This is a genomic window from Enterococcus sp. AZ109, from assembly GCF_051714625.1.
Taxonomy (GTDB): domain Bacteria; phylum Bacillota; class Bacilli; order Lactobacillales; family Enterococcaceae; genus Enterococcus_A.
Genome location: NZ_JBIOSF010000002.1, coordinates 921,475 through 933,831, shown reverse-complemented (window position 1 = coordinate 933,831; position 12,357 = coordinate 921,475). Strand labels below are relative to the sequence as shown.

The 12,357-nt window shown below is 40.4% G+C and carries 11 protein-coding genes; 2 read left to right on the top strand and 9 right to left on the bottom strand.

Features of this window, described 5'->3' with window-relative positions; genetic code table 11:
* Positions 1-4 precede the first annotated feature (4 nt).
* The 9 genes from IGI42_RS21140 to IGI42_RS21100 form a co-directional block, all read right to left on the bottom strand.
* Positions 5-853: a 3-hydroxyacyl-CoA dehydrogenase family protein gene (locus IGI42_RS21140; protein ID WP_438718024.1), complete on the bottom strand. Its 849-nt coding sequence runs from the start codon at positions 851-853 to the stop codon at positions 5-7.
* A 1-nt stretch (position 854) separates the two neighbouring features.
* On the bottom strand, positions 855-1,631 hold the full coding sequence (locus IGI42_RS21135; RefSeq protein WP_438718023.1) for an enoyl-CoA hydratase/isomerase family protein: 777 nt from the start codon (positions 1,629-1,631) through the stop codon (positions 855-857).
* Positions 1,632-1,650: 19 nt separating this feature from the next.
* Positions 1,651-2,841, bottom strand: coding sequence for an acetyl-CoA C-acetyltransferase (locus tag IGI42_RS21130; RefSeq protein ID WP_438718022.1), 1,191 nt, complete (start codon positions 2,839-2,841; stop codon positions 1,651-1,653).
* Complete coding sequence (locus IGI42_RS21125; protein WP_438718021.1) at positions 2,838-3,818, bottom strand: transketolase family protein; 981 nt, start codon at positions 3,816-3,818, stop codon at positions 2,838-2,840. Before IGI42_RS21125 ends, IGI42_RS21130 begins: the two co-directional genes overlap by 4 nt.
* Position 3,819: 1 nt before the next feature.
* On the bottom strand, positions 3,820-4,644 hold the full coding sequence (locus IGI42_RS21120; RefSeq protein WP_438718020.1) for a transketolase: 825 nt from the start codon (positions 4,642-4,644) through the stop codon (positions 3,820-3,822).
* An 80-nt stretch (positions 4,645-4,724) separates the two neighbouring features.
* Positions 4,725-6,053, bottom strand: coding sequence for an acetyl-CoA hydrolase/transferase family protein (locus tag IGI42_RS21115; protein WP_438718019.1), 1,329 nt, complete (start codon positions 6,051-6,053; stop codon positions 4,725-4,727).
* A gap of 91 nt (positions 6,054-6,144) precedes the next feature.
* Positions 6,145-7,599, bottom strand: coding sequence for a 4-hydroxyphenylacetate 3-hydroxylase family protein (locus tag IGI42_RS21110; protein WP_438718018.1), 1,455 nt, complete (start codon positions 7,597-7,599; stop codon positions 6,145-6,147).
* 21 nt (positions 7,600-7,620) lie between these two features.
* On the bottom strand, positions 7,621-8,727 hold the full coding sequence (locus tag IGI42_RS21105) for an iron-containing alcohol dehydrogenase (protein WP_438718017.1): 1,107 nt from the start codon (positions 8,725-8,727) through the stop codon (positions 7,621-7,623).
* 116 nt (positions 8,728-8,843) lie between these two features.
* Positions 8,844-9,638, bottom strand: coding sequence for a 5-deoxy-glucuronate isomerase (locus tag IGI42_RS21100; protein ID WP_438718016.1), 795 nt, complete (start codon positions 9,636-9,638; stop codon positions 8,844-8,846).
* A 691-nt stretch (positions 9,639-10,329) separates the two neighbouring features.
* Here IGI42_RS21100 and IGI42_RS21095 point away from each other — a divergent pair.
* A complete protein-coding gene (locus IGI42_RS21095; RefSeq protein ID WP_438718015.1) occupies positions 10,330-11,898 on the top strand; it encodes an Nramp family divalent metal transporter in 1,569 nt (522 codons plus the stop codon).
* Positions 11,898-12,344, top strand: a complete 447-nt coding sequence (locus tag IGI42_RS21090; RefSeq protein ID WP_438718014.1) for a universal stress protein — start codon at positions 11,898-11,900, stop codon at positions 12,342-12,344. Before IGI42_RS21095 ends, IGI42_RS21090 begins: the two co-directional genes overlap by 1 nt.
* The last annotated feature ends 13 nt before the right edge of the window (positions 12,345-12,357 follow it).

The window sequence follows — 12,357 nt, the reverse complement described above, 5'->3', positions numbered from 1 at the left end:
TATACTATTTTAATGGGTACTGATAGAAGCCTTGACTAGTCTTTCTTCCTAACTGTCCTGCTCTGACTTTTTTCTTCAATAATAATGCTGGTCGATATTTCGAATCATTTGTTTCAGTTAAGAGTACCTCCATAATAGAAAGTACAACATCCAGTCCAATCAGATCTGCAAGTGCCAACGGTCCGATTGGATGGTTGCTTCCGAGTTTCATGGCTTTATCAATATCTTCTGCGGTGGCAATCCCTTCATCCAAGATAAATATTGCCTCATTGATCATTGGAATTAACAGACGGTTAACAATAAATCCTGGACTCTCCACTACTTCTACCGGAATCTTATTGATTCTTTCACTAAAGGATCGAGCCTTTTTCAGCGTTGCTTCTGAGGTGAATTCACCTTTTATCAATTCGATTAATTGCATACGATCTGCTGGATTAAAGAAGTGAATACCAATAAAACGTGTTGGATCTGTCAAAACCGAAGCCAATTCAGTGATGGAAAGGGATGAGGTATTGGTAGCAATAATCGTTTCAGTTGAAACCATTTTTTCAATTTCTACAAATAAGTCCTTTTTGACTTGTGGATTTTCGAATATTGCTTCAATCACTACATCAGCTTTACTTATTTTATCCATCGTAGCTGGTTGAATCCGTTGCGTAGTTGTATTCATTTCCTCTTGAGTAATCTTTCCTTTGCCGACAAGATAATGAAGTTCTTTTTCTAGCCGATCAACTGCCTGATTGGCTACTCCTTCTTTGGCGTCGTGTAACGTAACTTCAATATCTGCTTTAGCGATCGCTTGAGCAATCTTCAGTCCCATCGTTCCTGCTCCGACTACTGCTACTTTATTCAAATTATTCCCTCCTGTACGTATAGCTTGTCTTTCCCAAAAAGGCTCTCAGTCCATTGTTACAATCTCTAGTCACAAAGGTTTTGGCAAAAAATTCTCTTTCCATCTGCAATCCTTGATAAAGAGACTCTCTGCCTGAACTTAATGCCACATATTTGGTAAATTCAACGCCAAAAGGGGCAGAGTTTGTAATAGCCGTTATAATTTGTTCCGTTTCTTCAGCAATATCTTCTGCTGAACATTGCTTATTAATTAAACCGATCCGATAAGCTTCATCACTGCTAATCCGCTTACCCGTTGACATAATCAAAATTGCTTCGGAATAACCGACAGCTTTCATTAATCGTTGGGTGCCTCCCCAGCCTGGAATTAGCCCTAAGCTTGTCTCTGGCAAAGCAAATTTAGCTTTTTCCGTAGCAATACGAATATCACAGGCTAAAGCGAGTTCTGTTCCGCCCCCTAGTGCTGCTCCTTCAACTTGAGCAATACTAGGAACTCTTAAATTCGCCAGCTTGTTTAACACTTCTTGTCCTAGCTTCGAAAAGGCATAAGCTTCCTCTTTGCTAAAAACTGCCAGCTGTTCGATATCTGCTCCTGCTGCAAAGATCTTCGGTACAAGGCTTTTGATAAGAACACAGCGAATTGTTTTGTCTCTGTGAATCTCATCTAATGCTTCATCAATTTTTTTCAACATGTCCGTATTGATAGCATTCATTTGCTTCGGTCGATTTAAAAGGATTGTTGCTACATGTTTTTCTTTTTTAAATTCTATATAGTTCATCGGTTCCTAGCCTCCAACATTACCTACATAATTCGTCTCTTTCGAAGATTACTGTTTCACCCATACCGCCGCCGATACATAGTGAAGCACAGCCATATTGCATGTTTTCGCGGCGCATTTCTCTCAATAGAGAAACAACAATTCTTGCTCCGGAAGCACCGATCGGATGTCCCAAAGCAATCGCTCCACCATTGACATTGACTTTGTTAGGATCAAGCTTTAGCTGAGCAATTGAAGCAATCGCCTGAGCAGCAAAAGCTTCATTTATTTCCCAACAATCAATGGCTTCAACACTTAAATTGGCTTTCTTTAGGGCCATTTTAGAAGCATAGATCGGACCTAACCCCATCATACTTGGGTCAACCCCCACTGATGCTGAGGTGACAATTTTAGCGATTGGTTTGAGATTATTTTCGCGGACGTAGTTCTCTGATACGATAACAAAGGATGCTGCCCCGTCATTGATTCCTGAACTATTTCCGGCAGTTACTGTTCCATTTCGCTTGAAGGCGGAATCTAAACTTGCTAGTTTTTGCAAGGAAGTATTTCCTCGTACATGCTCATCAATTAAGAATTCCTCTTCTTTTCGACCTACCTTAATAGAAATAGGGATAATCTCATTTTTGAATTTTCCAGCTTTAATCGCTTTGTCTGCTTTCATATTAGAATGGTAGGCGTATTCGTCTTGTTCTTCTCGGGAAATATTGAACTTTTTAGCAATGTTTTCCGCGGTAATTCCCATTGAATAGCCATCGATGGCATCTTCCAAACCGTCCCGCAGCACGCCGTCAATAAGCTCTAAATCACCTAGTTTTTTACCATCTCGTGTATTTGAGACATAGCGGGGGGCCCTAGACATATTTTCAACGCCCCCAGCCAAGATAACTTCTGCCTCACCACTACCAAGCAACAAACGAGAAAGTGAGACTGTGTTTAGCCCTGAACCACACACTTTATTGATCGTCACTGCGGGAACTTCTAATGGAATCGAAGAAAGCAGCCCAATTTGCCTTGCCGGATTTTGTCCTAATCCGGCTTGCAACACATTTCCCATAATAATTTGATCGATGTCATTGACGTTTACGTGACTTCTTCTGATCGTTTCTTCTACAACTTTTACACCAAGATCAACTGCACTAGTATTGCGTAAAGAGCCGCAAAATGTTCCAACTGCTGTACGATTTGCTCCTAAAATATATGCATTGATCATAGGCGTTGCTCTGCTTTTCTAGCGATTGCTTTTTTCGCTTTTTTCGCAATATCTTCTGCTGTAATTTCCATGGTTTTCTTCAAGTAGTCTACGGAGCCTACTTCGCCAAAACGATCTTTTACGCCGATTCGTTCCATTGGTACGGGACAATGTTCGCCTAATACTTCAGCCACGGCACTGCCTAACCCGTTTATGATATTATGGTTTTCTGCAGTGACTACCGCACCTGTTTTACTTGCAGATTTTACAATGCCTTCCACATCGATTGGTTTGATGGTGAAGATATTGACCACTTCCGCTGAAATTCCTTCTTTAGCTAAAGCATCCGCTGCATCTAAAGAGTCGGCGACACTAATTCCTGAAGCAAAAATGGTGACATCTGTCCCTTCTTTAACCATTGCAGCTTTACCGATTTCAAAAGTAGATTTTTCTTCATACACTTGAATCGCATTTTTACGCGACATACGAATATAGAAAATGCCTTCTTGTTCTTTAGTTTGTCGAACGATGTCTTCCAACATCACAGAATCAGTCGGTTCAATTACTGTTACTGTCGGAATTCCCCGCATGATTCCAATATCTTCAAAAGGCATATGAGTAGCCCCATTAAAAGCCGCTGTTACACCTGGATCACTACCAATAAGTCGAACATTGGCTTGAGCAAAAGCACCAGAAACAAATACTTGGTCAGCAATCCGGCGAGTCGCAAAACAAGCAAAGGTATGGACAAATGGAATCATACCGACTGCTGACATACCAGCTGCCGCACCAAACATATTCGCTTCTTGAATCCCACAATCAATCACCCGATCTGGGAACTCTTTTTGAACAGGTACTAGCCCAACTGAGTTCATTAAATCGGCATCTAGAGAAACCACTCGTTCATCTACTCTGGCTAGCTCAGCCAATGTAGCGGCATAAACATCCCGCATCGCTTTTTCTTCTAATTTTCTCGTTTTTACTACGTTGTAACTCATTTTAATGCACCTCTGCTTTCAGTTGTTTTTCTAAGTTTTGAATAGCTTCCTCGCATTGCTCTTGCGTAAATGTCATGTGATGGTTATACAAAACTCCTTCAGCAAAGGTACAGCCTTCACCTTTATTGGTATTCAAAATGACCATGGTCGGTTTGCCGGTTTGAGCTTTCCCAGCTTTAATAGCTTCAGAAATTGCTTCCACATCGTGACCATCAATCGAAAGAGCATACCAGCCAAAATCTTCAAATTTTTGTTTCAAGTCACCTAAATCTAAAATATCAGCAGTGTATCCGTCCAGCTGTTGCTTGTTATAATCGACAAAAGCAATCAAGTGATCTAATTTATGTTGAGGGGCATATAGTGCGCCTTCCCAAATTTGTCCTTCGTCACATTCGCCGTCACCAATTAATAAATACGTATAGTTGTTCCGACCTTGCATTTTTAGTCCATGCGCAATACCGATCGCAGTGGACATTCCTTGGCCTAAAGACCCCGTACTCATGTCAATTCCTGGCGTATTATTTCGGTCACAATGGCTTGGCAATCTCGTACCATTCGTGTTAATTGTTGCTAATTCTTCCATTGGAAAATAGCCTTTTAATGCCAATGTTGCATACAGAGCAGGGCCTGCATGGCCTTTGGACATCACGAAGTAGTCGCGACCAGTCCAAGCAGGTGTTTTAGGGTCGATCTGCATTTCTTCACCATATAATACTGCCAGCAAATCAGTCGCCGACATAGCGCCGCCGACATGACCGAAACCTAATCCTTTTAAGGCTTTTAGTGTTTCGATCCGAATTTGTGTAGCAAAAGCTTTCTTATTCATCTTTTTCATCCTTGCATCATGTATTTAGGGTTTTTGTCTTCGGCTTACCCTAGGAACCTTATTTCTTTAAGTGATACAAACTATTTTGAGCTAGTTCCTTGAACGACGATTAAGCGGGAATAACTTTCTTTAAAGCGCCGTTCCCACTCTTCTCTTAATTGTGAACGGAAGTTTGGATGGGCGATCTCAATAAGAAGGCGAGCCCGTTCTTTAAGCGATTTCCCTCTCAAATCGGCAATTCCGTATTCAGTTACAACAATGGCTACATCGTTACGATTGGTAGTAACGGCAGCTCCTTCATTTAAGAAGGGAACAATTTTCGAAACCGTGCCGTTTTTCATAGCTGATTCCATCGCAATGATTGGTACGCCATTTCTAGAAAGACTGCAGCCCCGCATAAAGTCTACTTGGCCACCCACACCAGAAATTTGCCGTAAGCCAATACTTTCTGCACATACTTGGCCAGTCAAGTCAATTTGAACACAAGAGTTAATGGAAACCATATTATCGTTTTGGGCAATGACATATGGATCATTTACGTAAGAGGCAGGTGCCATATAAATATTAGGATTATCATCAATATAATCGTACAACTCCTCACTGCCCATAATAAAGGTTGCTACCACTTGATTATGATGCAGAGTCTTTTTCTTGTTGTTAATTACACCAGCCTTCATTAACTCCATCACACCATCTGAAAACATTTCTGTGTGAATACCTAAATCCTTCTTATCGGTTAAACTTTTCAAAACAGCATCAGGTAATGCCCCGATTCCCAACTGCAGCGTTGCGCCGTCTTTAATTAATGAGGCACAATTCTCACCGATTTTCCGATCCGTGTCGCTGAGCTCTGGCGCTCCCAGTTCAATTAATGGGATATCTTTGCGAACCAAGTAGTCAAATTCGGAAACATGCATGAAACAGGCACCGTGCGTTCTTGGCATATGTTTGTTTACTTGAGCAATTTTTATTTTCGCTTTTTTGGCCGCAGTGGACGTATAATCGACCGATACACCAAAGCTTACGTAGCCATGCTTATCAGGCATCGACACTTGAACAAGAGCCACATCCACCTGTATTTGTTCTTCTTCAAAAAGCACTGGTATTTTTGAAAAGTAGCAAGGAATGTATTCGGCTCTTCCGTCTGCTACTGCTTTTCTTTCACTTCCTCCGACAAACAATGATTTATGCTGTACATGCCCTTGTGCTTCGGGTAAACAATAGGCACTTTCACCCATACCGATCATTGTATAGGTTTCAATTCCACATAATTCGGGCAGCCGACGCTTTAAAGCGCTAGTAAGCGCTTGCGGTTCTCCACACGCATGACCAATTACAATTCGATCATTATTCTTCACGCTGCGGAGTGCCTCATCTGCTGATACATAATCAAGGTCCAGTTCTTGCATTTAGACAACTCCTTTTCTTTAGATACCGAGCGCAAAGACTTGCGCCCAGCATCCTCATCCTGTCTACGATTCATATTTTTTAGTCACAAATCTATTTTTTTTTCTTAATGCCGGCGATCTTTTTCGCCTGCTCTTTTTTCTCTTCCATATTCGCTTGACGCGCAATCATTATCCGCTGAGCCTGTGGTGAGCCAGCACCATGCATTGACTCTGTACGATAGCCGACTGCTGCAGTTCCTAGTGTAATATTTTCAATTAAGCGCAGGATCCGCATTCTGTCTTCAGTTGAAATTTCGTCCACACCTTTTAGGTATTTATCAATGTATGCACGTAATTCTGGATTGTTATAATCCATTTCACTTGGTAAAGTAACCATCAAGCCTCCGGCAATATCCTCAGCCAGACGAGTGATTTCATAAGGGAAACGGGTAACATTTTGCTTACATACATTCGCTAAAAGAGTGTCGACATAGTAATTTCCGGCTGGCAGTTTCTTGCCTTGGCAAGAACATGCAATCCCACAAGAATAAATCGTTTCGTTTAAGTGATTCATCTCAATTAATTTATCTTTTATGTGGCTAGCTTTTTGAACACCATTGTATTCTGCTGAAACCGCCGTAGCACCGATCAACACATCACCAACACCACACTTACAACCGCCATAGCTTTGTCGGTGATAAGAAGCAAAACGTTCCACTAGCATGCCAGAAAAGTCATATTCCCCAGCCATGAAAATTCGATCATTTGGCACAAACACATCTTCAAAAATAACTAATGCTTCATGTCCGCCATAGTTTTTGTTTCCTAAATCAATATCTGCATCTTTTTCAAGCTTGCGAGTATCACAGCTTTGGCGACCATATATCATGAAAATTCCAGGGGTGTCGACTGAAACAGAGAATGCTACCGCATAATCTTTGTCTTCTTCACGCATTGCTACCGTTGGCATTACCATTACTTCATGAGAGTTGACCATTCCTGTTTGGTGAGCTTTTGCCCCTCTGACAACAATACCGTCTTCTCTTCGTTCGACAATTCTAAGATACATGTCGGGATCAGATTGCTGAGAAGGTGATTTCCCACGATCGCCTTTTGGATCAGTCATGGCGCCATCGACTACCCAGTCGTTTTCTTGAACTAAGGTCCAATATTTTCTAAAGCGTTCATGGTAGTTTGTTCCATGTTTTTCGTCACATTCAAAAGTAGTTGAAAAGACCGCATTCGCTGCGTCCATGCCCACACAACGTTGGAAACAAGAAGCGGTTTTTTGACCTAACATCCGTTGCATTTTTACTTTTTTAACTAGGTCATCGGTACTTTGATGAAGATGGGTAAAGCGATTGATCTTTTTCCCAGTTAATGATGACGTAGCTGTCATTAATTCTTCATACTCTTCGTCTTCTGCTAATTCATAGGTAAGAGCAACTGAATTAAGGGAAGGAGCAATAATAGGATGGTTGATCGTATCTTCAACTTTTTCTCCCATTACATAAACATCCATATTTTTTTCTTTTAGACTTTCAATGTATTCTTCTTTTGTCTTCATAAATCAATCTCCTCGTTGGTGTTATAAGCATTCCAGATACACTTGGTAAATGTCTTCTTCACTCAATGGAATTGGGTTATTTACTAATAAGCGTTGTTGATTTGCGATAACCGACTGTGACATGTCTCTTGCCTCTTTTTCACCGATGCCCAAAGTGTTCAATTTCTCACGGGGAAGCAGTTTATCGATTAGTTTGGTCAGTTCTTGCCAAACTTCCTCTTTCGAACAATCAAATAATTGCTGAATCACTTCTTCTAGTGGCGTCAAATCGGCACCTAATTCTAAGTATTTTTGATAGACTGCATTGAATACTAAGTAGTTTGCTTTGCCATGAGGTACGTGATAAATCGCCCCGATTGGATAAGACAAGGCATGTACCGCAGCACAGCCAGCATTACCAAATGCAATCCCTGCCATACAACTGGCTTCTAAAAAGTGCTGTAAATCCTTAGGCACTTCAATCGTCGCTTTACTCGTAATTTCTTGGTACCCACGAATAATAATTTCAATCGCTTCACGTCCCATCGCTCGAGTAAACCGACTTGCTTTTGGTGAAACATAGGATTCAATCGCATGAATTAACGCATCAATTGAACTAGTAGCGAAAACAGGAAATGGAATCGTCGAAAGTAAGCTACCAATTAAAATTGCTTCATCCGCGTACATTTGTTCCACTGCCAAGCCGATCTTGGTTTTCTTTTGCTTGAATTCTGTAATAGAGATATTGGTTACTTCGCTTCCGGTTCCACAAGTGGTTGGTAAAATCAGCAATTCGCGAACCTTCGGTAAATTTACCCCTTGAGCAAAAATTTCTTCACAAGAATAGTTGCTTTCAAAAACAAATAATTTAGAAATATCAATGATGGTTCCCCCACCAATTGCGATAATCCGGTTGTATTCTTTCTTTTTCACTTCAGCCAACATCGCATCGATCATGGCATCATTTGGTTCTCCGGTGCCATATTTTTCTTGGAATAATACATCACAGGTTAATTGATCTGTTGAAATGTGAGAAGCAATTATATATTCATTGGTAATAATCAGGTCCTTATCACCTAGTTTTTTGTCGTTAATAAACTCCACTAAAGAATCATAACTGTGGATAGTTGGTTTCACTTTAAATTCCATGAGAATCTCCTTTCAGAAACTCCCATCCATGTATTTAACAGCAAAAGTTGGACGTTTTTTTTGTTTGAATGGTGGATGGGAGTATATATAACAAGAAATAAATTTCTTAGTTATCGCTAAATATTTGGGAAGAATTTTGCATCAGGATCAGCAGTCCATTCATGTTCAGGAACCACTGTAGTAACCATTGCTTGATCGTCTCGTAAACGGATAATCCATAAGTAATATTCGGCATAGCCTGGTGCAGTTGCTTGAGAGTGACGGACATTTCTAGGCATAGTCGTTAAATCATTGTGAGTAACTTTGTAAACATCATCGCCATTTTCTGCGAATCCATAGCCATTTTCTGGCAAGAATTTGTAAAAATAAATCTCTGGTTCAATATGAGTATGTGGTGGATAAGATGACCATTTTCCTGGGAAGCTGACTACTTCACCTAAGAAGAAATTCGTCATTGGACGATTGCTGCGGTCAAAGAATGTTCGAACCAAACGAGTGGAGCATTCGTTTAATGTTCCTGCACCACGTTCTTCATTGGCACATAACAGATCTTCATTGCCAAAAAGCATCGCTTCAAAATTATTTTCGTTATCAGTAGATGCAATCCCTACTTCAGCAGTGTCTGATAAAACCGTAATTTTTACTGCGGTATTTCTTGGTACATTTAGAACGATAGGATTATTGTGGAAACAGCTTTCTCTTTCAACTTCCACCTTTTCGTCGTTCCATTCAAAAATAATTTTCCCGAATAACAATACAAAAACGACTTCCTTGTCTAGGTTGGTAGTGTATTCGTCATTCTTTTTACCAGCAAGCACATCATAATTCATCCCCATCATTTCAGGATTTTTTTCTTCAGAGATGATCGAGTTAAGTCCTTGCTTGAATGCTCCGTTACTTGAAATCTTCATTGTAATTCCTCCTTGTATTTGACTATCCATACTATAAAAGAAATCCCCCTACCAACTTTGTATAATCTTGCTTTTTTTTTAGTGAAATTTGTTAAAGGAATTTTTAAGAACGGGATCAGAACGCAGATTTTAGAAAAATGAGCTAGTGAGAGCTACTTTAAATTTCGGAAATCTTGTCATGGAAAACGATTCAATCAGATTATCTAGTAGAGTAAATGCCTGATTTCATCACTAAATAGCAAGGTTGTGACCTATTCATCTCTAGGGGAGCTAGTTTATTTGCGGATAGTTGCTTATTATTTTTATGATTGTTTAATCCTAATTTTTTATCTGCTAACCAAAAGTGGCTATCGATTTCTTGTGGTTGCTTTTTCTTGTGGTGGATTGGGTGATAGGCTAGTTTTATGCTATTTACTGCATGTAATATGTGTAGCATATTTTTAAGAATGCGGTATTTCGGTCTTATTTTCGTCGTACAATCAGTTCTTCACCAACTATTTAACTCCCCTGATTGCTATTTCTCGTTCAATATCACTAGTAAGTCTGGTTTACACATTCAATTTCTTCTATCTTACTAAACTTAAATAAGTGAAATACCTTTAAATTAGGTGCGCCATACTTTTCGCTTTCGTTTTACCTTATTTAGGAGTAATATAGAATCGGATTGAGAGAATAGAAAGGTGGGATTCACTTGAGTAATCATCAAGCCCATAAAAATAAATTGTTAAATCATGCGAACGGACCGTCATTGGAAGAAATCAATGGAACAGTCACTGTTCCTCAAGGAAAGGGCTTTTGGAAAACGCTATTTGCTTACTCGGGGCCAGGTGCGTTAGTCGCTGTTGGATATATGGACCCTGGGAATTGGTCGACTTCTATTACTGGTGGTCAAAACTTTCAATATTTGCTGATGTCGGTGATTTTGATGTCCAGTCTGATTGCGATGCTGTTACAATATATGGCCGCAAAACTGGGGATTGTTACCCAAATGGATTTGGCTCAAGCAATTCGTGCTCGGACGAGTAAAAAGCTGGGGATTGTACTTTGGATATTGACTGAGCTTGCCATCATGGCGACGGATATTGCCGAGGTTATTGGGGCAGCGATCGCTTTATATTTGCTGTTTAACATTCCGCTGGCGATTGCGGTGTTCATAACTGTTTTTGATGTGTTGCTTCTATTATTATTGACCAAAATTGGTTTTCGGAAAATTGAAGCCATTGTTGTCTGTTTAATCTTTGTAATTTTGTTCGTTTTTATCTATCAGGTCGCTCTATCTAACCCATCTTGGGGAGAAGTGTTCAAAGGTTTTATTCCAAACAGCGAAACATTTGCTAACGAACCGGCGATCGGCGGGCAAACGCCTTTGACTGGCGCGTTGGGAATTATAGGGGCAACTGTGATGCCTCATAACCTATACTTACATTCGGCAGTATCTCAAACTCGTAAAGTTGATCATACGAATGAAGAGCGAGTAGCTGAAGCTGTACGTTTTACCACTTGGGACTCTAATATTCAATTAACACTAGCTTTCTTCGTTAATGCATTGTTGCTGATCATGGGGGTCGCCGTATTTAAAACTGGCGCAGTGAAGGATCCTTCCTTCTTCGGTTTGTACCAAGCTTTATCCGATCCGGCTACTATGAGTAATGGGATTTTAGTCAGTGTGGCAAAATCTGGTTTATTGTCTACCTTATTCGCAGTTGCTTTGTTGGCTTCCGGTCAAAACTCCACGATCACCGGAACTTTGACTGGACAAGTGATCATGGAAGGCTTCATCCACATGCGAATGCCTATTTGGTTAAGGAGATTGGTAACTCGGTTGATTTCAGTTGTTCCAGTATTGGTCTGCGTAGTAGTTACTAGCGGAAAAGGAACCCTAGAAGAACATGAAGCCTTGAACAATTTAATGAACAACTCGCAAGTCTTTTTAGCCTTCGCTTTACCCTTTTCGATGATTCCGCTGTTGATGATGACAAACAGTCAGGCTGAAATGGGCGATCGCTTTAAAAATAATCTAGTCGTTAAAATTTTAGGTTGGATTTCAGTAATCGGTTTGACTTATTTGAACCTGATTGGTTTACCGGGACAAATCGAGGGCTTCTTCGGGGACCATGCTTCAGCAAATCAATTGATACTAGCTGACTCGATTGCTTATGGAGTCATTGTACTGGTATTATTGTTATTAGCCTGGACGATTTGGGATCTTTATAAGGGAAACAAACGGGTTGAGGCATTACTGAAAGAAGGAAATCAATAATGGAAAATCAAGAAGTCATTGAAAAGTTCCAATGTATTGTTACCGGAGTCGATGCTTCGGAAAATGCTCAAAAGGCGTTCAAATATGCGGTAAATTTTGCCTACCGTGAAGGAGCAAAATTAGTTATTTGCTCCTTTCTGGAAGTTGATCAGTTCAGTGTGTACGAAGTGATGGATGAACAATTTATGGCACAAGAGCGAAAAGAACTGCTCCGTCGCCTAGAAGAATATCGTAAGTATGCGGTAGCACATGGTGTGGAGGACTTGGAATTGATGAGTGGCGAAGGTGATCCCGCAGAGTTGATTATTAAGAATATTCTTCCCCAAACTGAGGCAGATCTATTAGTAATTGGTTCAAGAGCCACCCATGGGATTAAAGGTTATTTTGGTACGAGTGCTTCTTACATGGTCAAGCATTCACCAATTTCAGTGACGGTAATTAAATAATTTGTGCGCTGCC

Coding starts and splice junctions, on each gene's coding strand:
- IGI42_RS21135 (WP_438718023.1), bottom strand. CDS start 1,631: ATGAACTATATAGAATTTAAAAAAGAAAAACATGTAGCAACAATCCTT.
- IGI42_RS21130 (WP_438718022.1), bottom strand. CDS start 2,841: ATGATCAATGCATATATTTTAGGAGCAAATCGTACAGCAGTTGGAACA.
- IGI42_RS21125 (WP_438718021.1), bottom strand. CDS start 3,818: ATGAGTTACAACGTAGTAAAAACGAGAAAATTAGAAGAAAAAGCGATG.
- IGI42_RS21120 (WP_438718020.1), bottom strand. CDS start 4,644: ATGAATAAGAAAGCTTTTGCTACACAAATTCGGATCGAAACACTAAAA.
- IGI42_RS21115 (WP_438718019.1), bottom strand. CDS start 6,053: ATGCAAGAACTGGACCTTGATTATGTATCAGCAGATGAGGCACTCCGC.
- IGI42_RS21110 (WP_438718018.1), bottom strand. CDS start 7,599: ATGAAGACAAAAGAAGAATACATTGAAAGTCTAAAAGAAAAAAATATG.
- IGI42_RS21105 (WP_438718017.1), bottom strand. CDS start 8,727: ATGGAATTTAAAGTGAAACCAACTATCCACAGTTATGATTCTTTAGTG.
- IGI42_RS21100 (WP_438718016.1), bottom strand. CDS start 9,638: ATGAAGATTTCAAGTAACGGAGCATTCAAGCAAGGACTTAACTCGATC.
- IGI42_RS21090 (WP_438718014.1), top strand. CDS start 11,898: ATGGAAAATCAAGAAGTCATTGAAAAGTTCCAATGTATTGTTACCGGA.